This is a genomic window from Chromobacterium sp. Ag138 (genome assembly GCF_055181315.1).
Genome location: NZ_JBUPWA010000001.1, coordinates 2,207,580 through 2,229,686, shown reverse-complemented (window position 1 = coordinate 2,229,686; position 22,107 = coordinate 2,207,580). Strand labels below are relative to the sequence as shown.

Below are 22,107 nucleotides of genomic sequence, written 5' to 3'. Positions count from 1 at the left end.
GCGCGGCTCAGGCCGGCGTGTTTTCCTGCTGTTCCAGCGCTTGGCTGAAGCTGGCGCGCAGGCGGCCCAGCTCGCTGCAGAATCCGGAGAGGTCCTGCTCGCCGAATTGCTGGAAGGCGTTGTGCATATAGTCCAAGTGCGCCGGGAAGGCGTCATTGAACAATTGCTGCCCGTAAGGAGTCAAAGCGACGAAGACGCTGCGGCGGTCGTTGGGCTGCATGCTGCGGGTGACGATGCCCTTGTCTTCCAGGCGGTCCAGCACGCCGGTCAGCGTGCCCTTGGTGATCAGCGTGTGATCGGACAACTCCTTGCAGTTCATCCCCTGGCTGTTGCCCAGCGTGGTGACGACGTCGAATTGAGGTGGTGTCAGCCCCAGCCGGCGGATATTGTAGCTGGCGAACTGTTCAAAGGCCTGATAGGTGCGCGACAGTTCGCGTACGACAGGCAGGAAACTGGCTTGATCGGATTTTTTCATCGAAAGAGTCCCCGTGCTGTTCTAGCAAAAGTGGTACAGAAGAAGGCCCTATGACAGAGTCACCTACAATTCTGACACGCGCTTTGGATAAATTCGCCTGTCTGAAATGTCATGTTCATCCTGACAAAATTTTCTAGATCGGCCTGTCCTGACTGACAGTAAATCGGGAAATCGGGACGATGGAAGCCGGGGAAAAACCGGAATCCGGCATGACGTCAGCCTGGGATCGGTTTTTGTCAAGCCGCAAAGCACTGCCAAATGGTGCGCCGGGGCGGGCTTTCGTTATAATGAGCGTGAAATGCCCGCGAAAAGCGGGCCGGCCGAGAAAGGAAACGTCGGCCGGGCAGGAACAGGACAATAGCGGGAAGCCGCCTGAAGAGCACTGCCGCAAAAACGGCCGGCGACCGGGGCGCGTGACGCGGATTCAATGAGGCGCGGCGTCGGGGCGTGAACGGCTCTTGATGGTTTTTGGAAAAGGCGGCTTCGATTATTCGCCTTAATGCGGACTGGCTAATGAGCGAATTGCAGATTGGTGTATTGATATTGGGCGGCGGCGTGATCGCCTTGGTTGTCGGTTTCAACGTGTTCCAGGAATGGCGTTTCCGCAAACGGACGCAGCAGGCGTTCGCGCGCGCCCATGACGACGTATTGCTCGGCGTGCCCAAGAACAATGTCCGCGACGGCGTTCGCGCCGACCGGATGGAGCCGGTGCTGGTGGACGCGGAGCTGGAGCCGGAAGAGGACGAGCCGATGTTCGAGCCGCAGTTGCCCGAGCAGACGCCTTTCGTCCGCGAGCAGGCGGTTCCGCCGCGGCAGGAGCCGGCCGCGCAGCAGCTGGATGTGCCGGTGATAGACGAAGAGGACGAGGCCGAGCTGGCGATGGACTCCGCCGACCACCAGGCGCTGGTGGTGGCGATGCTGGATCCCTCGCTCGATTTCATCGCCGAGGTGGTGTTCCACGAGCCGCACGAGCTGGCGGCGATGCCGCGTTTCAATGTCGGCAAGCGCACCCAACTGATCGGCCGCACCGAGCGCGGTTTGTGGAAGGTGGCCGAGGCGCTGCCCGGCACCCGCTACAAGCAGATCAACATCAGCATGCAGATGGTGGACCGCTCCGGCGCGGTGACCGAGCAGGAGCTGGCCGCTTTCTGCCAGCAGGTGTCGCGTTTCGCAGAGGACCACGACGCCGCTGTCAGCTTCCCGCAGCGCCAGCAGAAGCTGGTGGCCGCCCGCGAACTAGACCGTTTCTGCGCCGACGTCGACGTGCTGATCGGCATCAACATCGTGCCCAAATCGTCTATTGAAGGCGCGCGGCTGCGCAGCTTCGTCGAGGCCGCCGGCCTGCAGCTGGAGCCGGACGGCGCCTTCCATTACCTGGCCGATTCCGGCAATACCCTTTATTCGCTGGTGGCGGCGGACCAGATGCCGTTCACCTTCCATACGCTGCTGGACAAGTCCTTCCCGGCGCTGACGCTGCTGTTCGACGTGCCGCGCGTGGCCGGCGGCGTCGACGTGTTCGACCGCGCGGTGTATTTCGCGCGGCAGCTGGCGCAGGAGTTCGACGCGCAGCTGGTGGACGACAACCGCCGCGTGCTGAGCGAAACCGGCCTGACCCGCATCCGCGACCAGCTGCTGCATATCTACGGCAGCATGGATGACCGCGGCATCGCGCCGGGCAGCGTGGCCGCCTTGCGCCTGTTCGCCTGAGCGATGAATTTATGATGACAGGGCCGGCCTTGCCGGCCCTTTTGCCGTTCGAGAGTTTCCGATGACCGCAAACGAACTGCGCGCAGCCGAGCTGCGCGAGCTGCTGAACCGCTACGGCCACGAATACTACGTGCTGGACGCGCCGACGGTGCCCGACGCCGAATACGATCGCCTGTTCCGCGAACTGCAGGCGCTGGAGGAGGCGAGTCCGGAACTGGCCGTTCCCGACTCCCCGACCCGCCGCGTCGGCGGCGCGCCGCTGGCCGAGTTCGACAGCGTCGTGCACGCGGTGCCGATGCTGTCCTTGTCCAACGCTTTTTCCGACATGCAGTTGGCCGACCCGGCCGAGCGCCACGCCGAGCTGATCCAGTTCGACGAGCGGGTGCGCAAGGGGCTGGACCTGGCCGAGGTCGAATACGCGACCGAACCCAAGTTCGACGGCCTGGCCATTTCGCTGGTGTATGAGCATGGCGTCCTGGCTCGCGCCGCCACCCGCGGCGACGGCGTGGCCGGCGAGCAGGTGACCAAGAACGTGCGCACCATACGCGCCATTCCGCTGAAGCTGGACGGCGCGACTCCGCCGGCGCTGCTGGAGGTGCGCGGCGAGGTGCTGATGCTGAAGCGCGATTTCGAGCGCCTGAACGCCGACCAGATCGAACGCGGCGACAAGACCTTCGCCAATCCGCGCAATGCCGCCGCCGGCAGCCTGCGCCAGCTCGATTCGCGCATCACCGCGCAGCGCCGGCTGTCGTTCTTCGCGTATTCCATCGCCCGGGTGGAGGGCGCCGATTGGCCGGCCACCCATGCCGGCGAGATGGCGTGGCTGAAGACGCTGGGCTTCCCGGTGGTGGAGGAAAGCCTGCGGCCGGTGGTGCGCGGGGTGGCGGGTCTGTCCGGCTATTACGAGGGCGTGCAGGCGCGACGCTCCAGCCTGCCGTTCGAGATCGACGGCGTGGTGTACAAGGTGAACCGGCGCGACCAGCAGGACGCGCTGGGCTTCGTGTCGCGCGCGCCGCGCTGGGCCATCGCCCACAAGTTCCCGGCCGAGGAGGCGCTGACGGTGGTCGAGGCCATCGAGGAACAGGTGGGCCGCACCGGCGCCATCACGCCGGTGGCGCGGCTCAAGCCGGTCTTCGTCGGCGGCGTCACCGTCACCAACGCCACGCTGCACAACGAGGACGAGGTACGGCGCAAGGATGTCAGAGTCGGCGACACGGTGATCGTGCGCCGCGCCGGCGACGTGATCCCCGAGGTGGTGTCGGTGGTGCTGGCGCAGCGGCCGATGCAGCCGGCCGCGGGCGGCGACCTGTTCAGCGCCGGCCAGGCGCCGCGGTACCCGGCCTACCGCTTGCCGGCCGCCTGTCCGGTGTGCGGCAGCCACGTGGTGCGCGAGGAGGGCGAGGCCATCGCCCGCTGCTCGGGCGGGCTGTCCTGCCGCGCCCAGCGCAGCCAGGCCATCCAGCACTTCGCCGGCCGGCGGATGATGGATATCGACGGCCTGGGCGAGCGCTACATCGACAAGCTGGTCGAGTATGGCTACGTCAAGAGCGTGGCCGACCTGTACCGGCTGAAGCTGGAAGACCTGCTGGAGATGAAGCGCCGCGCCGACGAGGACGAAGGCGCGACGCCGGAGACGGTCAAGGCCGGCAAGGTGGCCAGCAAGTGGGCGGAAAACCTGATCGAGGCGATAGACGCCAGCCGGACGCCGCCGCTGGCCAGGCTCCTGTTCGCGCTGGGCATCCGCCATGTCGGCGAATCCACCGCCAAGACGCTGGCCGACTGGCTGGGCACCATGGCGCTGATCCGCCGTTGCCCGGCGGCGCTGTTCGCCGCGCTGCCGGACATCGGCGGCGTGGTGGCCGATTCGCTGGCCGACTTTTTCGCCGAGGACAACAATGAAAAGGCGCTGGACGCCTTGCTGGCCGAAGTGAGGCCGGCCGACGAGCATGCGCCGTCGCCCAAGCTGCGCGAGCGGCTGGACGATGCGTCGCTGCTGGCGCGGCTGGGCATTCCGCGGCTGACCGAGGTGCGCAGCCAGCAACTGGCGGCGCAGCGCAGCCTGTCCTGGCTGGGGCAGAGCGAGCGCCGCGCGCTGCTGGAGCTGGAGCTGCCCGCCGAAGTCGTCAACGCGCTGGCCGACTGGCTGGACGAGCCGGACCGCCGCGCGGAGCTGGGCCGCTTGGCCGGCCTGCGGGACGAGATCGTGTCCAGCCTGCCGGCCGCTGCCGAGCTGGCCGCGCTGCCGCTGGACGGCAAGACGCTGGTGCTGACCGGCACCCTGCCCACGCTGAGCCGCGACCAGGCCAAGGCCTTGATCGAGGCCGCCGGCGGCAAGGTGTCCGGCAGCGTGTCCAAGAAGACGCATTACGTGGTGGCCGGCGAGGAAGCGGGCAGCAAGCTCGCCAAAGCGCAGGAACTGGGCGTCGAGATACTGGATGAGGCTGGCCTGCAGGCGCTGCTGGCGGCAAATTGACGGAGACCCTCATGGCGTTGAAGACCGTGGCGACGGCCGATTTCGACGAAGGCAACCGCCGGGCGGCGGCCGGCGACTGGCGCGGGGCTGTCGAGTCTTTCGATATGTGCCTGGCGCGCAATCCCAAGGATTGGCAGGCGCTAGCCAATCGCGCCAATGCCTGGCTGCGTCTGGAGGACACCGCGCGCGCGCTGGACGACTATCTGGCCGCAGCGGCTTTGAATCCGGAATCGGCCAATCTCAAGAGCAATCTGGCGGTATTGCTGAAGGAGCTGGGCGAGTTGGAACTGGCGGGCTCGCTGCTGGAAGAAGCGCTGGCGGCGGAGCCTGGCCACGTGGATGCCTGGAGCAATCTGGGCGTGGTGCGCCAGCATCAACTGCGCTACCAGGACGCCATCGCCTGCTTGCTGAAGGCGATCGAGCTGGACGGCTTGACGCCGGCCCGCTGCAACAATCTGGGCAACGTCTGCACCAGCGCGCTGCTGCTGGACGACGCCATCGCCGTGCTGCAGGGCGGGCTGGCCTTGGCGCCGGACGACGCCAACCTGCAGTTCAGCTTGTCGATCGCGCTGCTGCTGGCCGGCCGCTACGCGGAGGCCTGGCCGTTGTACGAGGCGCGCTGGCGCAGCATCCTCAAGCCGCGCCATGCCGGCCGTTTGTGGGACGGCGGGCCGCTGGGCGGCCGCGCGCTGCTGCTGTGGGCGGAGCAAGGCCTGGGCGATAGCCTGCAGATGGCGCGCTTTTTGCCGCGCCTGCGCGCCGAGCATCCGGACGCCAGGCTGCTGCTGGCCTGCCCAGAAACCTTCCACCGCCTGTTTGCCCAATTCGATGGCGTCGAATTGCTGCCGCCGGACGCCGCGCCGGCGTTCGACTGCCAGTTGCCGTTGATGTCGCTGCCGGGCCTGCTCGGCGTGACGCTGGACAATCTGCCCGCGGCGCCGTACCTGCGTCCTGTGGCCGTGGACGCGCCGCCGCTGCCGGACAGCGGGCGCCGGAAGGCGGGGGTGGTGTGGGAGAGCGGCCGCTGGGGCGTGGGCATCGCCGATGCCTGGCGCCAGCACAAATCGGCGCCGCCGCAGCTGTTCGCGGAAATCTGCCGCGCGCCGGGAGTGGACTTCTTCGCCCTGCAGCCGGGAGAACTGCCGGAGCCGTTGCGGGGGCTGGTGGCGCAGCCGGCGATCGGCGATTTCGCCGATACCGCCGCGCTGGCGGCGCAGATGGATCTGGTGATCTGCGTCGACACCGCCATCCTGCATCTGGCCGGCGCGATGGGCCGGCCTGTGTGGGCGCTGCTGCGGGCCGAGAGCGCGCCGTTTTTCCTCGCGGACGCGGAAACCGCGCCGTGGTATCCATCGGTGAAATTGTGGCGGCAGCCGTCGCCAGGCGCCTGGGATCCGGTGTTGCGGGATGTGGCGCAGGCGCTGGCGGGGCAACAGACATTTTGACCTTGAGCGAAGTCGGGCTAGAATGCGGCGCTGTTATCGAGCCTGATCGACATTGATTTCGGAGTGGATATGAAGAAAATCACCAAGGCGGTATTCCCGGTCGCCGGTCTGGGCACCCGTTTTCTGCCGGCCACCAAGGCCAGCCCCAAGGAAATGCTGCCCGTTGTCGACAAGCCGCTGATCCAGTACGCGGTGGAAGAGGCGATCGCCGCCGGCATGACCGAGCTGATCTTCATCACCGGCCGCAACAAGCGTTCGATCGAGGATCATTTCGACAAGGCCTACGAGCTGGAAACCGAGCTCGAGTACAAGAACAAGCAGAAGCTGCTGCAACTGGTGCAGGAAATCATCCCGCCGTCGGTCAGCTGCATCTACATCCGCCAGACCGAGGCGCTGGGCCTGGGCCACGCCGTGCTGTGCGCGCGGCCGGTGGTGGGCGACGAGCCGTTCGCGGTGATCCTGGCCGACGACCTGATCGAAGGCGCGCCGGGCGCGATGGAGCAGATGGTGCGCCTGTTCGATGAGACGCACTCGTCTATCCTGGGGGTGGAGACGGTGGCGCCGGAAGAGACCGGCTCTTACGGCATCGTCAAAGTGGCGCCAAACGCCCAGGGCCACCAGAGCGTGGCGCACATCGTCGAGAAGCCGCGTCCGGAAGAAGCGCCGTCCAATCTGGCCGTCGTCGGCCGCTACATCCTGACCCCGCGCATTTTCGACAAGCTGGTCAATACCGCGGCCGGCGCCGGCGGCGAGATCCAGCTGACCGACGGCATCGCCGCGCTGATGAAGAGCGAGCCGGTGCTGGCGCTGCCGTTCCACGGCACCCGCTACGATTGCGGCTCCAAGCTGGGTTATCTGAAGGCCACGGTCAACTATGGCCTGAAACACAACGAAGTGGCCGGCGAATTCGCCGCCTTCCTGCGCGAGCTGAAGCTCGACTGACGGTTTTTCCATTCGCGCCGCTTTCCGGCGGCGCAGCTTGTTCTGTTCAAGGAGTCATCATGCCTAATATTGCCGAAGCCCGCGGCCTGATCAACAGCGCCGACGTGCTGTTCAGCGCGGAGGAAGTCAGCGCCGCCGTCGACCGCATGGCGGTGGAGATCACCGAAAAACTGGGCGAGGAATACCCGCTGGTGCTGTCCGTGATGGGCGGCGCCGTGGTGTTCACCGGCCAATTGCTGCCGCGGCTGGAGTTCCCGCTGGACTTCGACTATGTCCACGTTTCCCGCTACGGCGACAAGACCCATGGCGGCGAGCTGGTGTGGAAGCAGGCGCCGAAGGAAGACGTGCGCGACCGCGTGGTGCTGGTGCTGGACGACATCCTGGACGAAGGCCACACCATGGCTGCGATCCGCGACAAGGTGATGGCCATGGGAGCCAAGGCTTTCTACAGCGGCGTGTTCGCCAACAAGCTGATCAGCAAGGAAAAACCGATGCAGGCGGACTTCGTCGGCCTGGATGTGCCGGACCGCTACGTGTTCGGCTATGGCATGGACGTGCGCGGCGCCTGGCGCAATCTGCCGGCCATCTACGCATTGAAGTAAGACGGCTGGCCGTCGAGAAAGAAGCCGCCCCCGGCATCCGGGAGGCGGCTTTTGTTTTTCAGGCGGCCTGCCGGTCAGCGGCGGGATGGCCCAGCCGCACCGGCCAGCGGTACACCTCCAGCAGGCGCTCCGGCGTCAGCACCGCGCGCGGCGGACCCTCCGCCACCAGCCGGCCGCCATCCAGCAGCGCGACCCGGTCGGCGTATTCGGCGGCCAGCTGCAGGTCGTGCAGCACTTGGGCGACGGTCTTGCCCCGGGCCGCCAACTCGCGCAGCAGCAATTGCAGCTTGTGCTGGTGGCGCAGATCCAGGTGGTTGGTTGGCTCATCCAGCAGGATCACTGGCGCTTGCTGCGCCAGCGCGCGGGCGATGGCCACCCGTTGCCGCTCGCCGCCGGACAGCGCGTCCAGCCGCTTGGACGCGTAGCCGTCCATCTCCACGATGGTCAGCGCTTCGGCCACCGCGGCGCGGTCCTGGGGAGAGGGACGGGTGAAGGCGCCCAGATAGGGCGTGCGGCCCAGCGCGGCGAATTCGGCCACCGTCAGCGGAATGTCGGCCGGCAGGTGCTGCGGCACCCAGGCCATGTGTCGGGCGCGCTGCAGCGCGTCCATCCGGCACACGCACTGGCCGGCCAGGCGCACCGCGCCATGGCTGGGAATGGCCAGGCCGGCCAGCAGGCGCAGCAACGTGGTCTTGCCGGCGCCGTTGGGGCCGAGCAGCACGCTGACCTGGCCGGCGGGCAGGTCCAGGCGGATGTCTCGCAGCAAAGCGCGGCCGGCTATGTCGTAGCCGAGCTCGCGCGCTTTCAGGGTATGGGTGTCAGGCATCGTGGGGACTCCCTTGTTGGCGGCGGAAAAGCCAGATGAAAAAGGGCGGGCCGGCGAAGGCGGCCATCAGGCCCACCGGCAGGTCCAGAGGCCAGGCGATGTTGCGCGCCAGCGTGTCCACCGCCAGCAGGAACAGCGCGCCGGCCCAGGCCGAGGTCAGGATCAGCTTGCGGCGGCAGCCGCCGATCAGCAGCGACAGCGCGTTGGGGATCATCATGCCGACGAAGCCGATCACGCCCGACAGCGCCACCGCGCCGCCGGTGGCCAGCGCCGCGCCGACGGCGGCGAGCCGGCGGGTGCGGCGGGTGTCGATGCCCAGCGAGCGCGCGGTTTCCTCGCCCAGCAGCAGGCAATCCAGATCGCGGCCTATCGCGCACAGCAGCGCGACGCCGAGTCCGGCCGCCAGCAGGCACGGCCATTGGTTTCCGGGCAGCGACGCGCCCAGATTGCCGGCCAGCCAGCTGCTGGCCGCGCGCAGTGTCAGGTCGTCGGATAGAAATAGAATCAGGCTGGAGACGGCGCCGCAGAAGGCACCCACCACCAGCCCCATCAGTAGCAGGCCGGCCAGGCCGCCTTTGGCCAGCCGCGCCAGCGCCAGGATCAGCCAGGTGGCGGCCAGGCCGCCGCCGAAAGCCGCCAGCGGCAGCGACAAGCCGGACAGGCCCATTGCCAGCACCGCGATCACCGCCAGCGCGGCGCCGCCCGACGTGCCGATCAGGCCGGGATCGGCCAGCGGGTTGCGGAACAGCGCCTGCAGCGCCGCGCCGCTGGCGGACAGCGCCGCGCCGACGCCCAGCGCGGCGATCACGCGCGGCAGGCGCAGGCCGGCGACCAGCGGATCGCTCAGATCCGGCCACGACAACTGCCCGGCGGAACTGGACAAAGCCAGCAGCGGCAATGCCGCGCTGGCGATGATCAGGCCGGGCCACAGCAGTCGGGCGCCGCTCACATCTTCACCATCCGTTCGACCATCTCCGGGCTGCCCAGGCCGATCAGCATGCCCTGCTGCGGCGGCAGCAGATAGATGCGCCCCTGTTTGCCGGCCGGGGTGGCGGCGATCTCGGGACGTTTGGCGAAGGCCTCCTTGCCGCCATAGGCGGCGGAGGTATGGCTGCCCAGGATGATCACGTCCGGCTTCAGCGCCTGCCAGGCGTCGCGCGCCAAAGGTTTGAAGCCGTTCAGCCCGGCCGCGGCGTTGACGCCGCCGGCCGCGCGGATCAGCGTGTCGGACGCGGTCTCGCTGCCGGCGACCAGGCTGCCGTCGTAGCTGACCAGGTAGCGCACGGCGCGGCCGGCGCGCGGCTGCATGCCGCGCTGCCAGTCGGACGCCAGTTTGGCGGCGGCGGCGTCGCGGCCCAGCAGCGCGCCCACCTTGCGGATCGCGCCGGCGAAGTCGCGGCCGTCCTCGCGGGCGCTGACCTCCTCGGCGCGCAGCTTCAGCTGCTTCAGCTGCGGCCATAGCGTAGGCGGCTGGGCGGCGGCGCTGCCCAGCACCAGGGTGGGTTTGAGCTTGGCGATGGCCTCGGCGTTCAGCGCGCGCGAGAAGCCCACCACCTGGGCGTGGGCCAGCTCGGCCTCCTTGCTGCCGCGGTCGCGGCCCACCACCTCGCCGGCTGCGCCCAGCGCGACGACGATTTCGGCGATGTCGGGCGTCACCACCACCAGCCGCTCGGCGGCGGAGGCGATCAGCGGCAGCGCGGCCAGCATCAGGCCGGCCAGCAGGGGCTTACGCGACATCGGCTTTCTCCAGCGGCGGCAGTTCTCCCAGCAGCTTCACCCATTCGGCGCGTTCCGGGCGGCCCGGCTTGCGTTCGCCGAAGAAGGTGGCCAGCGATTCTCCCCGCTCGTCGAACAGCTCCAGCGAGCTGACCACGCCGTTGTCGCCCGGCTTGCGGGTGACCCAGGCTTCGGCGATCAGGTCGGTGCGCAGGTGCAGGTTGAAGTCGGGGTCGAGCACGTTCAGCCAGTCGCCCACCACCTGGACGTTGCGGACCGGGCCGGTGTGGATCTGGATCATGCCGCCGTTGCCGGCGAACACCATGATCGGCGCTGCGATGGCGGCGGCGCGGCGCAGCAGCTGCTCCACCGCGTCTTCGCGCACGCGCCAGGCCTGTCCCGGCGGCGCCAGGCGGAAGCCCTGGCGCCGCGACACCTGCCAGCGGCGCAGGAAGGGGTGGAAGGCGTGCACGTCGCCAAGGCTGCGCCATTCGGCCTGGAAGGCTTCCCGGTCGATGGCGTCGTCGGGCAGCTCGGCGGCGGGCGCGGCGGCCGGCTCCAGCTCCAGCGCGGCGGCGGGCGCGGCGAAGCGCGCCGCCAGCTCGTCGTAGGCGGCGACGTCGCTGTCGGCCGTCAGGTACACCTTGTGCACCGCCTCGCCGTAGCGGTCGAAGAACTGCAGGCTGCGCTGCACGCCGCGCGGCGTCTCGCTGCGCACCGCGAAGCCGTGGCGCCAGTGGAACAGGAAGATGCGCAGATCGATCACCGGGTTGATGGCGAGGCCGACCTTGCCGTTGAACTCGACATTGGCGTAATCGCCCTTGGTCTCGTGGACGCAGGCGTGGTTGCGCGTCAGCGCCATCACCCGGCCCAGCGGGGCCAGGGCGGCGAGGATGGCCTGCCATTCCGGCTGCAGCGGGGTGGCGGCCGGATCGGCGGCCACCAGCTCGCATTCGCTGACGTCCAGCGCGATGGCGGCGTCGCGGGCGCGCAGCTTAGGCTGGCTGGCTTTGAGGGCTTGGTAGCGGTCCCATAGCTGGCTCATGGTGTTCTCCTGTGGGTGCGTCGGGCGGCGTGGCCGCCCGCGGGGTGGATCAGAATTGGTATTCGACGCTGGCGCTGAAGTTGCGGCCGGGCTGGGTGTAGCGGTCCAGCGTCGAGTCATTGGCGGCCATGCCGCGCACGTCGGCGGCCTTCCAGTACTTGCGATCAAAGACGTTGAACACGCCGGCGCGAACCGTGGTGCCCTTGGCCGGTTTCCAGTAGGCGGTCAGATCCAGCGTGGCGTAGCCGGGCGTTTCGAATCCGGCGGTCTGCGCGGTGGAGGGCGGCGGCAGCGCCACGCCGGGTGCCCGGGTATTGCGGACCGCGGCGCGCAGCAAGGCTTCGCCGCCGAAGCGCGATTGGTCGTAGCGCAAGCCCAGCACCGCCGACATCGGCGCGATCGAGGCCAGCGGGGTGTTGCTGTCTAGATCTTCGCCGCGGGTGTAGGCGACAGACGCCTGGGTCTGCCAGCCTGGCGCGAAGCGCCAGGCGGCGCGGGCTTCGGCGCCCTTGATGTCGACGCGGCCGATGTTCTGGTACTGATAGGTCAGCAAGCCGCCGATGGTGCCCAGGCTTTGCTGTTCGATGAAGTCGCGGTAGCGGTTCTGGTAGGCGGTCAGGCCAAAGTCGAAGCTGTCCCACTGGCCTTTCAGTCCCAACTCGATGCCGCGGCTGGTTTCCGATTTCAGATTGGGATTAGCGATTACCTGATAGCGATAAGTGGGATTGACGAAAGCCATGTTGGCGTCGTCGAACGGCGGCGCGCGGAAGCCGGACGACAGCTGGGCGAAGCCGGTGTAATGGCCTGCGAACGGAATGCTCAGGCCCAGCTTGGGCGAGAAAGCGCTGTCCTGGAATGAGGCGACCGGTTTGCCGCCGCTGTTGACATAGGCCTGGTCCGGGTGGGTGGCCATCTTGTAATGATCCCAGCGCAGCGACGGAGACAGGACGATGCCGTTGGCGAATTTCATCTCGTCCTGGATGAACAGGCCGACGCGATCCGAGGTGCTGTCCGGGAAGGTCTTGCTGGGGAAGGTCTCGCCGCCGATGACGTTGCTGGTGCTGCCGTTGGCGTTGTATTGCGTCTTCATCCGCGGCCGGCTGGTATCGGTGCGCGACAAGTCGCTCCCCCACAGCAACTGGTGTTCGGCAGACAGCGCGGCGAAGCGGTGTTCGGCCTCCAGGCTCAGGCCGAGGATTTTCTGTTCGAAGCCGTAGTTGGAGGCGATGCTGCTGCCGTCGCCGTATCGGGCGAGGCTATCGTCGGCGTTGTCCAGCTTCTGCTGGTAGACCTTGGCGGATAGGCGTTCGAACGGCCCCAGTTGCTTGCCTTCCCACCCAAGCGACACGCGGTCGCGCTGGGTGCGGTCTGCGGCGGTCTGGGCCAGCTGCGCCGGCACCGGGCGGCCCCTGGAAACATAGGCAGGATACAGCGTGTTCAGCAGATTGGTGTCTGTGTCGCGGCGGAAGTGCTCCAGCGTCAGTTCCAGGCGTTGCTGGGGAGCCAGCTGATAGCCGAGTTTGGCCAGCACATTGTCGCTGTGCCAACTCTGCGGATTGGGCGCGGTGCGGGACGTGGTGTTGCTGTCGTTGCTGCCTTTGTTGTCGGTCTCGTGGCCGTTGCGGTGGGTGTAGAGCAGCAGCGCGTCTGCGCGCTCGCCCTTGACGCCGAAACCGGCGCTGCCGCCCCAGCTATTGTCGGCGCTCGCGCCCAAGCCCTTGACGCTGCCGCCGATGCCTTGCTCTTCCGGCACGTAGTCGTCGACAGTCTTGGTTCGATAGCCGATCACGCCGCCGATGGCGTCGGAGCCGTAAAGACTGGAAGTGGGGCCTTTGACGATGTCGATGGCGCGCAGCGTTTCCAGCTCGACGTAATCGCGGCCGGCGATGGCGCCGTTGCCGTTGCCGCCGCCTGCGTAGGCTTCCGGTAGGCGTTCGCCGTCGATCAGCATCAGGATGCGGTTGCCGTCGATGCCGCGTATGGTCCAGCCGGCGTTGCCGCGGCGGCTGGGATCCGTCGCCACGTCGACGCCCGGTTCGTATTTCGCTGCGTCGGCGATGTCGCGGATCAGGCGGTCGTCCAGCTTGTGGCGCGAGATCACGGTGGCGTTGGGCGCGGTTTCCGCCAGCGGCTTCTCGCTGCGGTGGGCGGTGACCTGAACGGTCTCCATCGTAGATGCGGTGTCGGCGAAAGCGGGCCAGGCGGCAGCCAGGCTCAATACCAGCGGGGTGGCTCGGAACAGGGCCATGGAAACTCCAATGTCGTTGTTGTTTCCGCTGGCTGGCTGTCGGCTGGCTTGCGGTTGTTTATTTGATCAGTATCAGTTTGCCGTTGCGGGTGAGCTGCAGGCGGTAGACCTCGCCCTGATGCTCGATCAGCACTTCGCGGCCATCGCCGAACAACTGGCGGCTGTGCAGGAGGGGCGGCGTTGCCGCTGCGGCCGGTTTGGCCGCAGCGGGCTGTGGATAATGTGCGTTCATATAAAAATGATAACTATTATCATTTGTGTCGGCAAGATGATTTTCCGCCCTGTCTTTCTTTTCCCGTTGTTCTTTAAAAATGACTTTGTAATTTATTGACTCTGATTGATTGCATCTGGGCTTATTGGAAAGGCGGTCCCGCGGCTTTTGATTGATGGCGGCGGCGGGGCAGGAAAATGCCTGATGGCGCGGATGGGTGGAATGACGCTGCCGAAAGGTCGCGCGGCGTTTTTTTTCCTAGCGAAAATATGTTTTCTCGATAAGGCGGCATCGCCGGCATCGCGCGGGAAAAGCAGGAAAAGCCAACTCCAGCCTGCATCGCGCACTATCCTGAAGCAGCTGGATTCGGACATAATCGAGCTGACGGGGATATGGGAAGCGGGTAAACCTGTCGCATCGGACGGCCAAGGCCGGCCGATGGCCGCGCGGGAATAAAGGAGAATAATATGTTGGCTATCATCGGCGGCAGCGGGCTGGCCCAGCTGCCGGTACTGGACGTCACGCATCGCCAGGTTGTGCGCACACCTTACGGCGATCCTTCCTGCGCGCTGACCTTTGGCAGATTGTCCGGTCAGAATGTGGTGTTCATCGCCCGCCACGGCTACGGCCATTCGCTGGCGCCGCACGAGATCAATTACCGCGCCAATCTGTGGGCGCTGCATAACCAGGGTGTCAAGGGCGTGATCGCCATCGGCACTGTCGGCAGCATCCGCCCCGACATGGGGCCCGGACGCTTGGTGGTGCCGCACGACATCATCGATTACAGCTGGGGCCGCAAGCACACTTTCTTCGAGGGGCCTGAGCGTCCCGTTGTTCATGCCGAATTCACCTCTCCGTATGACGAAGCCCTGCGCGGCCGCTTGAAAGCCGCGATTCAAGGCACGGGCATCAGCGGCGTTTACGATGGCGTTTACGCCTGCACTCAGGGGCCCAGGCTGGAAAGCGCCGCGGAAGTACTAAGGTTGGAGAGGGATGGGGCTGATATCGTGGGTATGACCGGCATGCCGGAGGCCGCTCTGGCCAGGGAGCTTGAACTGCCGTATGCCCATTTGTGCCTGGTCAGCAATTGGGCGGCAGGCAAGGGCGGCAATGCCACGGTGCAGTTCGATGCCGCGACCGGAGCGGCTGGCGTCGAGGCGGTTACTGCCACCTTGCTTGGGCTGTTGGCCCAGTCCTGACAACGGCGCCGACAGTGTGCGGCGCGGGGGGTCCCATCTGTGGAGGCGGGAGACATGTTTGATAATAAGTCGTTGTTGATCAGTGGCGGCACCGGCTCGTTCGGCCGGATGTTCATCCGCACTTTGCTGGCTCGCTACAAGCCCGCCCGAGTGGTGGTGTTTTCGCGAGATGAACTGAAACAGTTCGAAATGCAGCAGGAGTTTACCGACCCCTGCATGCGCTTTTTCCTGGGTGATGTGCGGGATCCGGAGCGGCTGAAGCAGGCGATGCGCGGCATCGATTACGTGGTGCACGCCGCCGCGCTGAAGCAGGTGCCAGCCGCGGAATACAATCCCACCGAGTGCATACGCACCAATGTCAATGGGGCGGAGAACATCATCAACGCGGCGCTGGAGTGCGGCGTGGAGCGGGTCGTGGCCTTGTCCACCGATAAAGCCGCCAGCCCGATCAACCTGTATGGCGCCACCAAGCTGCTGTCCGACAAGCTGTTCGTCGCCGCCAACAACATCGCCGGCGGCTATCGAACCCGGTTCGCCGTGGTGCGTTACGGCAATGTGGTGGGGTCGCGCGGTTCCGTGGTTCCCTTTTTCCGCAAGCTGATCGCCGAGGGGGCCGATAGCCTGCCCATCACCGACCCCAGGATGACGCGCTTCTGGATCACTTTGCAGCAAGGCGTGGATCTGGTGTTGAAAAGCTTTGCCCGGATGCAGGGCGGCGAGTTGTTCGTGCCCAAGATACCTTCGGTGCGGGTCGTGGACCTGGCCCAGGCGATGGCGCCGGATCTAAAGCAGCATGTGATAGGCATTCGACCGGGGGAGAAGCTGCACGAGATGATGATCGCGCGCGATGACAGCTACCATACGCTGGAATTCGACGACCATTACGTGATCACGCCGTCCATTCGTTTCGTGGTGCAAAACGAATACAGCAGCAACGGGCTGATGGAATTGGGCACGCTGGTGGAGGAAGGCTTCAAATACACCTCGGACAATAACCCCTGGTTCCTCACCGTGGAAGAGCTGCAGGAACTGGACCGGCAGCCCCATGCTTAGCATACCCTACGGCCGGCAGAACATAGACGAGGCAGACATCGCCGCGGTGGAGGCCGTGCTGCGCTCCGATTGGCTGACGCAAGGACCGGCGATCGAGCGTTTCGAGCGCAAGGTGGCCGATTATTGCGGCGCCCGTTACGCGGTGGCGGTCAGCAACGCCACCGCCGCGCTGCACATCGCTTGCCTGGGCTTGGGAGTGGCCGAGGGCGCGCGGGTGTGGACGGCGCCGAATACTTTCGTGGCTTCCGCCAATTGCGCCCTCTATTGCGGCGGCGCCGTCGATTTCGTCGATATCGACGGCGAGACCTTCAATCTGTCGCTGGACGCGCTGGAGGCCAAGTTCGAGCAGGCCGCGCGCGCGGGAACGCTGCCCGCGGTGCTGATACCGGTTCATTTCGCCGGCCAGTCCTGTCGGATGCGCGAAATCGCCGCGCTGGCGCGCCGCCATGGCTGCAAGGTGCTGGAGGATGCGTCGCACGCGATAGGCGGCCGCTACCTGGGCGAGCCGGTGGGCGGCTGCCGCTATTCCGATGCCGCCGTATTCAGTTTTCATCCGGTCAAGATCATCACCAGCGGAGAGGGCGGCATGGTGCTGACCAATGACGCCGAGTTGCATCGACGCCTGTTGCGGCTGCGTTCCCATGGCATCACCCGGGATCCGGCGCAGATGCGCGGCACGGCGGAGGGCGATTGGTGCTACCAGCAGCTGGAGCTGGGTTTCAATTACCGAATGACCGACATCCAGGCCGCGCTTGGCGCCAGCCAGATGGACAGACTGGACGCCTTCGTCGATCGCCGGCGGCAGCGCGTGGCCGACTATCGCCGCGAGCTGGCGGACCTGCCGCTGAGCATGCCGCGGCAATTGCCGGATGCCGATCCCGCCTGGCACTTGCTGGCTGTCCGCCTGGAGCGGCCGGAATGGCGTCGCCCCTTGTTCGACGCGCTGCGCGCCCAGGGCATTCTGGCCAATGTCCATTATCAACCGGTCTACCAGCAACCTTATTACCGGCAGCTCGGGTTCCGGGACGGCCTGTGTCCGGAGGCTGAAGCCTATTATCAACGGGCGCTGTCGCTGCCTCTGTATTACGACCTGACGGACGAAGCCTTCGATCGAGTGATCCAGGCGGTTCGCACCTCTTTGAGCGAGATTGCAACATGACCGTACATTTTGGCAAACGAGCGGTGGGCGACGGCCATCCCTGCTTCATCACCTACGAGGCCGGACCAACGCATGACAGCCTGGCTTCCGCCAAGCAATTGGTGAAGCTGGCGGCGGAAGCTGGCGCCGACGCCGTCAAGTTCCAGATTTTCGATGCCGACAAGCTGTGCGCCGACAAGCAACAGCTATTCAGCTACGAAGTGCTGGTCGACAAGGCCAGCGGTCGCATGGAGACGGTGGAGGAGCCCTTGTACCAGATTTTGCGGCGCCGCTGTCTGGAGCGGGATGAGTGGCGTGAGCTGAAAGCCTATTGCGACAGCTTGGGCCTGGCCTTCTTTTCCACCGTGTCGTTCGAGGAGGATATCCGCCTGCTGGAGGAGCTGGGTTGCGATTCGATCAAGATCGCCTCGGCGGATGTCAACCATTTCCCGCTGCTGCGCCAGGCCGCCCGGACCGGCATGTGCGTGCAGCTGGATACCGGCAATGCCACGCTGGGCGAAATCGAGGCCGCGGTGGACGTGATCCGCGCGGAGGGCAACGAGAACATCATCATTCACCAGTGCCCGTCCGGTTATCCGGCGCGCTTGAACAGCATCAATCTCAACATCATCACCACCTTGAAGAAGATGTTTCCGTACCCGGTGGCGTTTTCCGACCATACGCCGGGCTGGGACATGGATGTCGCCGCGCTGGCGCTGGGCGCCAACCTGCTGGAGAAAACCATCACCATGAATCGCTGCACCCGCAGTGTGGAGCATGTGTTTTCGCTGGAGCCGCAGGAGATGGAGGCCTTCATCCGCGCGATCCGCGACGTGGAAACCGCGATGGGCGCCCATCGGCGCGTCCTGCATCCGGAGGAAATGGAGAAGCGCAAGCGCATACGGCGCAGCGTGTTTCTGGCGGCGCCGGCGCGGGCCGGCCAGCGGCTGTCGGAATTGGCGGTCGATTTTCGTCGCCCGGGGCATGGCATCGGACCTGACCAGTACGAGACGCTGCAGGACAGCGTGCTGACGCGCGACTTGCCCGCCGGCCACTTGTTGGCCTGGGATGATCTCAAGCATGGCTAGACTGGCGCTGATCCCGGCGCGGGGCGGCTCCAAGAGGCTGCCGCGCAAGAATGCGCTGCCGTTTCTCGGGCGGCCGATGCTGGCCTACAGCGTGGAGGCGGCGTTGAGGTCGGGTTGTTTCGAGCGGGTGCTGGTGTCCACCGACGACGACGAAATCGCCCGGCTGGCGGTTGGCTGCGGCGCGGAGGTGGATCGCCGCCCGCCAGAATTGGGCAACGACACCGCCAGCGTGGCCGAGGTATGCCTGGAACTGCTGGACCGCGAGGCCGCTGCCGGACGCGCATACCAGCAATTGTGCGTGTTGTACGCGACCGCGCCCCTGCGCGGCGCCGATGACATCCGCGCGGTGATGGCGCTGCTGGAGCCGGGGTGTTGCGATTTCGCGATCGCGGCGACGACGTACACCCATTATCCATATCAGGCGTTGAAGTATGGTGAGGATGGCGCGGCGAGTCCGCTGTGGCCGGACTTGTGCAACCGCCCCAGCCAAGAGTTCGGCGCGCTGGTGGCCGGCAACGGCAGCACCTATGCCGTCGATGTTGCGGCTTTCCGCCGCGAGCGCGAATTCTATGGACCAGGCATGCGTGCCCACCTGATGCCGTTTGCGCGTTCGGTGGACATCGACACGCTGGACGATTTCCGTTTGGCGGAATGCCTGGCGCGGGGGCTGATGGGATATGCGCCGGATATTGCTGCGGGTTGATGCCGGCCTGGCTGTGGGCGGCGGGCATTTGATGCGATGCCTGGCTTTGCTTGCCCCCCGGCTCAAGGAGGGCGCCGAAGTGGCGCTGGCCAGCCGGGCGTTGCCGTCTGCGTGGCGAGCGGTGGCGGAGAAGGCGGGGTGCCGGGTATTGGACCTGGGCGAGGCAATGGATGCCGGGGCCTGTTTGGAGTGGGTGCGAGCCGGGGGCGAGTGCGGCGTGGTGGTCGACCATTACGGTCTGGACGCCGAGTGGGAGAAGGCGCTGCGGCCCGAGGCCGTTTGGCTGCTGGCATTGGATGATATGGCCGATCGCAGCCATGACTGCGATTTGCTGCTCGACCAGAATGATTGCGGGCTGGGCGGCGGGCGCTATGTAGGCAAGGTGCCGGCGGATTGCGCGTTGCTGCTGGGGCCGCGCTACGCCTTGCTCCGCCCCGAATTTGCCGAGCAGCGGGCCTATTGCGGCCTCCGGCGGAGCCTGCGCCGCGCGCTGGTGTTTTTCAGCAGCAGCGATGTCGGCGACGAAACCGGCAAGGCGCTTCGCGGAATCGCGAAGTCGGGCCTGGCGCTGCGGGTGGATGTGGTGACCGGCGACGGCCATCCTGATTTGGCCGCCATTGATCGCTTGTGCGCCGAGAAGGGATGGGCGCATCACCACCAGATCGACTACATGGCCAGTTTGATGCGCGAGGCGGATGTCTGCATCGGAGGCGCGGGATCGGCCAGCTGGGAGCGATGCGCCTTGGGGTTGCCCGCGTTGGTGGCGCAATTGGCTGATAATCAGGCCGAAGTGTGCCGGGCGTTGGAGCATGCCGGCACCGCCAGAATTTTGGGCCTCTCCGAGCAATTGGAGGAAAGCGATTATGCCCAGGCTCTGCTTTCTTTGCAGGCCGTTGACCTGAGCCGCATGTCGGAAGCCGCATTCGGTCTGGTCGATGGCCTGGGGGCGCAGCGGGCGTGGGATGTCATATCCGAATGGGAATGAGCGATGGATAGACGATTGAAGATAGGATCGCGCTGGGTGGGCGAGGGCGAGCCGGCCTTTTGCATCGCGGAAGTCGGGATCAATCACAACGGTGACTTGCAACGGGCGCTGGACATGATAGACGCGGCCAAGGCCATGGGCGCGGACGCCGTCAAGTTTCAGACTTTCAAAGCGGAAGAGTTCTGCGGCGATCCGGCGCAAACCTATACCTACCAATCGCAGGGCGGCAGCGTGACCGAACCCATGCTGAGCATGTTCAAGCGGCATGAATTCAGCGTTGAGCAGTGGCGCGCCATCAAGCAGCACTGCGACCGGGCGGGAATATTGTTTCTGTCCACGCCGCAGAATATCGGCGATTTGCGGCTATTGCTGGAGCTGGGCATTCCCGCAGTGAAAATAGGGTCGGATGATTTCACCAATCTGCCCCAGATCCGCCGCTATCGCGAGGCGGGACTGCCCTTGCTGCTGTCTTGCGGCATGTCGGATATGGCCGAGGTGCATCAGGCGCTGGATGCCGCGGGTTGGTTCGATGGGCATCCGGTCGTGCTGTTGCTGTGCACCTCGCAGTATCCAACGCCGCCGCAGGATGTGAACGTCGCCAAGCTGAGAACCCTGCAGCAGGGTTTCCCCGGCCTGATCACGGGGTTTTCCGACCACTCGCAAGGGAAGGATGCCGCGATGTTGGCGCGCGCCTTGGGCGCTTGCGTATTCGAAAAGCATTTCACGCTGGACCATGATTTGCCTGGACCGGATCATTGGTTCTCGGAGGAGCCGCTCAGCTTGCGGGCATGGCTGGACGGCATTCGTCTCGCGGACGCGTTGCTGGGAGACCCGCGCGTGCGGCCGACGCCGGCCGAGCTCGAAATGCGGACGCTGGCCCGCCGCAGCGTCGTCGCCTTGCGGGATATCGCCGCCGGCGAAACCTTGGCCGAGAGCAATATTGGCTTGCGCCGGCCGGGTGGCGGATTGCCGCCCGACATGCTGGAGCAGGTGCTGGGCCTGGCGGCCGCCGCGCCGATCCGGGCGGGGCAGAAGCTGCGTCTGGGAGACATGATGGATGGAGGGGCGCGCGATGCAGGATAAGGACGCATTCAGGCAGGCGCTGAGCGAAGGCTTCAGCGAGCTGACGGATTTTCCCGCCAATCGTTTTCATCCGCTGGTGTGGATTCACGGCGAGCCGGAAATCGGCGAGCGGACCTTCATCGGCGCGATGTCCGAGGTCAATGCCAAGGGCGCCCGCGTGACGATAGGCTCGGACTGCGATATCGCTTCTTTCGTGGCGATAAACTGCGCCGACTCGCACAAGCGTTGCCTGGGGCTGCAGGAGCATATCGATCGCCGCGACATCGCGATAGGGCACCATGTGTTCATCGGCTCGCACAGCCTGATCAAAGGGGGGGCGTCGATCGGCAATTATTGCGTGATCGCGGCGGGTACGATTGTCGATGCGGGCGTGATCCCGGACTACTCCCTGGTATACGGCAATCCGATGCAGGTGAGGGCCGGCTATTATCGCGACAAGGTAGCCGGGTGACTCGGACGCTATCCGCCCATCAGCCGGCTTATCTGCCCTGGCTGGGATATTTCGACAAGATCGCGCGCGCCGACGTGTTTGTGTTTCTCGATACTGTGCAGTTCGAGCGCAACAGCTTCATCAACCGCAACCGGATCAAGGGGCCGGGCGGCGCGCAGTGGCTGACGATACCGATCAAGAAGAAAGGCCATTTGCAGTCGACTTTGGCGGAAACGGAGATGGACGATGCCCAGCCCTGGCGCGACAAGCATTTGCGCGCCATCGCGATGAACTACGCCAAGGCCCCGGATTTTCGCGCCAAGTTCGCGAGGTTGGAGCCGCTGTACCGGATGCCGGGGAGCAATTTGGCCGAGTTCTGCTGGAGCCAGTTGCGCTTCTGGATGGGGGAGCTGGGCATCGCAACGAGACTGGAGCGCGGCGGGGGATTGCCGCCGATGGGAAGGAAGTCGGATCTGGTGCTGGACCTATGCCGCTATTTCGAGGCCGATCATTATTTGTCAGGCGCGCTGGGGCGGGATTATCTGGATGAGGCCGCATTTTCGGCTGCCGGGGTTAGCGTGGAGTATCAATCCTTTGAACCATGGCGCTATCCTCAGCTGCATGGCGAGTTCACGCCCGGCTTGTCGGTGTTGGACTGGTGGATGAATTCGGATAGTCCAGCAAGTTGGCGCGGAAGCGGGGAGCAATGAGTTTTTCGACGGAGTGGGAAGCGCAGTT

22 protein-coding genes are annotated in these 22,107 nt (G+C 65.8%); 15 read left to right on the top strand and 7 right to left on the bottom strand.

Annotated features, from left to right (window positions below; all coding sequences use genetic code 11):
- Positions 1-7: 7 nt before the first annotated feature.
- Positions 8-475: a MarR family winged helix-turn-helix transcriptional regulator gene (locus tag ACY3GB_RS10260; protein WP_021475181.1), complete on the bottom strand. Its 468-nt coding sequence runs from the start codon at positions 473-475 to the stop codon at positions 8-10.
- Positions 476-988: 513 nt separating this feature from the next.
- Between ACY3GB_RS10260 and ACY3GB_RS10255 the strand changes: the two genes are divergently transcribed.
- The 5 genes from ACY3GB_RS10255 (at position 989) to ACY3GB_RS10235 (ending at position 7,644) form a co-directional block, all read left to right on the top strand.
- Positions 989-2,182, top strand: a complete 1,194-nt coding sequence (locus tag ACY3GB_RS10255; protein WP_463088637.1) for a cell division protein ZipA C-terminal FtsZ-binding domain-containing protein — start codon at positions 989-991, stop codon at positions 2,180-2,182.
- Between the two features lie 61 nt (positions 2,183-2,243).
- Positions 2,244-4,655, top strand: coding sequence for an NAD-dependent DNA ligase LigA (gene ligA / locus ACY3GB_RS10250; protein WP_463088636.1), 2,412 nt, complete (start codon positions 2,244-2,246; stop codon positions 4,653-4,655).
- 11 nt (positions 4,656-4,666) lie between these two features.
- On the top strand, positions 4,667-6,100 hold the full coding sequence (locus ACY3GB_RS10245) for a tetratricopeptide repeat protein (protein ID WP_463088635.1): 1,434 nt from the start codon (positions 4,667-4,669) through the stop codon (positions 6,098-6,100).
- A gap of 69 nt (positions 6,101-6,169) precedes the next feature.
- Entirely contained in the window at positions 6,170-7,042 is an 873-nt protein-coding gene (gene galU, locus ACY3GB_RS10240; protein WP_463088634.1) for a UTP--glucose-1-phosphate uridylyltransferase GalU, read from the top strand.
- 59 nt (positions 7,043-7,101) lie between these two features.
- Complete coding sequence (locus tag ACY3GB_RS10235) at positions 7,102-7,644, top strand: hypoxanthine-guanine phosphoribosyltransferase (RefSeq protein ID WP_046158834.1); 543 nt, start codon at positions 7,102-7,104, stop codon at positions 7,642-7,644.
- A 58-nt stretch (positions 7,645-7,702) separates the two neighbouring features.
- On the opposite strand, the gene ACY3GB_RS10230 is transcribed toward ACY3GB_RS10235, so the two are convergent.
- The 6 genes from ACY3GB_RS10230 to hemP are packed head-to-tail and all read right to left on the bottom strand — an operon-like array spanning position 7,703 to position 13,711.
- Positions 7,703-8,470: an ABC transporter ATP-binding protein gene (locus tag ACY3GB_RS10230; protein WP_463088633.1), complete on the bottom strand. Its 768-nt coding sequence runs from the start codon at positions 8,468-8,470 to the stop codon at positions 7,703-7,705.
- The gene (locus ACY3GB_RS10225; RefSeq protein ID WP_463088632.1) at positions 8,463-9,419 is read right to left on the bottom strand and encodes a FecCD family ABC transporter permease; all 957 of its coding nucleotides are present in this window, start codon (positions 9,417-9,419) and stop codon (positions 8,463-8,465) included. Before ACY3GB_RS10225 ends, ACY3GB_RS10230 begins: the two co-directional genes overlap by 8 nt.
- Positions 9,416-10,207, bottom strand: a complete 792-nt coding sequence (locus ACY3GB_RS10220) for a heme/hemin ABC transporter substrate-binding protein (protein WP_463088631.1) — start codon at positions 10,205-10,207, stop codon at positions 9,416-9,418. Before ACY3GB_RS10220 ends, ACY3GB_RS10225 begins: the two co-directional genes overlap by 4 nt.
- Positions 10,197-11,231 (bottom strand): hemin-degrading factor, encoded by a 1,035-nt coding sequence (locus ACY3GB_RS10215; protein WP_463088630.1) that lies wholly within the window; start codon positions 11,229-11,231, stop codon positions 10,197-10,199. The genes ACY3GB_RS10220 and ACY3GB_RS10215 overlap by 11 nt, the downstream gene beginning before the upstream one ends.
- Positions 11,232-11,280: 49 nt before the next feature.
- Positions 11,281-13,479, bottom strand: a complete 2,199-nt coding sequence (locus ACY3GB_RS10210) for a TonB-dependent hemoglobin/transferrin/lactoferrin family receptor (RefSeq protein ID WP_463088629.1) — start codon at positions 13,477-13,479, stop codon at positions 11,281-11,283.
- Between the two features lie 58 nt (positions 13,480-13,537).
- A complete protein-coding gene (hemP, locus tag ACY3GB_RS10205; RefSeq protein WP_463088628.1) occupies positions 13,538-13,711 on the bottom strand; it encodes a hemin uptake protein HemP in 174 nt (57 codons plus the stop codon).
- Positions 13,712-13,912: 201 nt separating this feature from the next.
- Here hemP and ACY3GB_RS10200 point away from each other — a divergent pair, with 201 nt between their 5' ends.
- From ACY3GB_RS10200 to ACY3GB_RS10155, 10 genes are read left to right on the top strand one after another with little or no spacing between them, the layout of a single operon-like run.
- A complete protein-coding gene (locus ACY3GB_RS10200) occupies positions 13,913-14,146 on the top strand; it encodes a hypothetical protein (RefSeq protein WP_463088627.1) in 234 nt (77 codons plus the stop codon).
- Between the two features lie 11 nt (positions 14,147-14,157).
- Positions 14,158-14,889 carry an S-methyl-5'-thioinosine phosphorylase gene (locus tag ACY3GB_RS10195; RefSeq protein ID WP_463088626.1) on the top strand — a complete coding sequence of 244 codons (732 nt, stop codon included), beginning with the start codon at positions 14,158-14,160 and terminating at the stop codon, positions 14,887-14,889.
- Positions 14,890-14,943: 54 nt separating this feature from the next.
- Positions 14,944-15,942, top strand: coding sequence for a UDP-N-acetylglucosamine 4,6-dehydratase (inverting) (gene pseB / locus ACY3GB_RS10190; protein WP_463088625.1), 999 nt, complete (start codon positions 14,944-14,946; stop codon positions 15,940-15,942).
- Complete coding sequence (pseC, locus tag ACY3GB_RS10185) at positions 15,935-17,101, top strand: UDP-4-amino-4,6-dideoxy-N-acetyl-beta-L-altrosamine transaminase (RefSeq protein WP_463088624.1); 1,167 nt, start codon at positions 15,935-15,937, stop codon at positions 17,099-17,101. The genes pseB and pseC overlap by 8 nt, the downstream gene beginning before the upstream one ends.
- Positions 17,098-18,168, top strand: coding sequence for an N-acetylneuraminate synthase family protein (locus ACY3GB_RS10180; protein WP_463088623.1), 1,071 nt, complete (start codon positions 17,098-17,100; stop codon positions 18,166-18,168). Before pseC ends, ACY3GB_RS10180 begins: the two co-directional genes overlap by 4 nt.
- Complete coding sequence (locus ACY3GB_RS10175; RefSeq protein WP_463088622.1) at positions 18,161-18,871, top strand: acylneuraminate cytidylyltransferase family protein; 711 nt, start codon at positions 18,161-18,163, stop codon at positions 18,869-18,871. The genes ACY3GB_RS10180 and ACY3GB_RS10175 overlap by 8 nt, the downstream gene beginning before the upstream one ends.
- Positions 18,846-19,856 (top strand): UDP-2,4-diacetamido-2,4,6-trideoxy-beta-L-altropyranose hydrolase, encoded by a 1,011-nt coding sequence (pseG, locus tag ACY3GB_RS10170; protein WP_463088621.1) that lies wholly within the window; start codon positions 18,846-18,848, stop codon positions 19,854-19,856. Before ACY3GB_RS10175 ends, pseG begins: the two co-directional genes overlap by 26 nt.
- A gap of 3 nt (positions 19,857-19,859) precedes the next feature.
- The gene (locus ACY3GB_RS10165) at positions 19,860-20,939 is read left to right on the top strand and encodes an N-acetylneuraminate synthase family protein (RefSeq protein WP_463088620.1); all 1,080 of its coding nucleotides are present in this window, start codon (positions 19,860-19,862) and stop codon (positions 20,937-20,939) included.
- On the top strand, positions 20,914-21,390 hold the full coding sequence (locus tag ACY3GB_RS10160; RefSeq protein ID WP_463088619.1) for an acyltransferase: 477 nt from the start codon (positions 20,914-20,916) through the stop codon (positions 21,388-21,390). Before ACY3GB_RS10165 ends, ACY3GB_RS10160 begins: the two co-directional genes overlap by 26 nt.
- Positions 21,387-22,079, top strand: a complete 693-nt coding sequence (locus tag ACY3GB_RS10155; RefSeq protein ID WP_463088618.1) for a WbqC family protein — start codon at positions 21,387-21,389, stop codon at positions 22,077-22,079. Before ACY3GB_RS10160 ends, ACY3GB_RS10155 begins: the two co-directional genes overlap by 4 nt.
- The last annotated feature ends 28 nt before the right edge of the window (positions 22,080-22,107 follow it).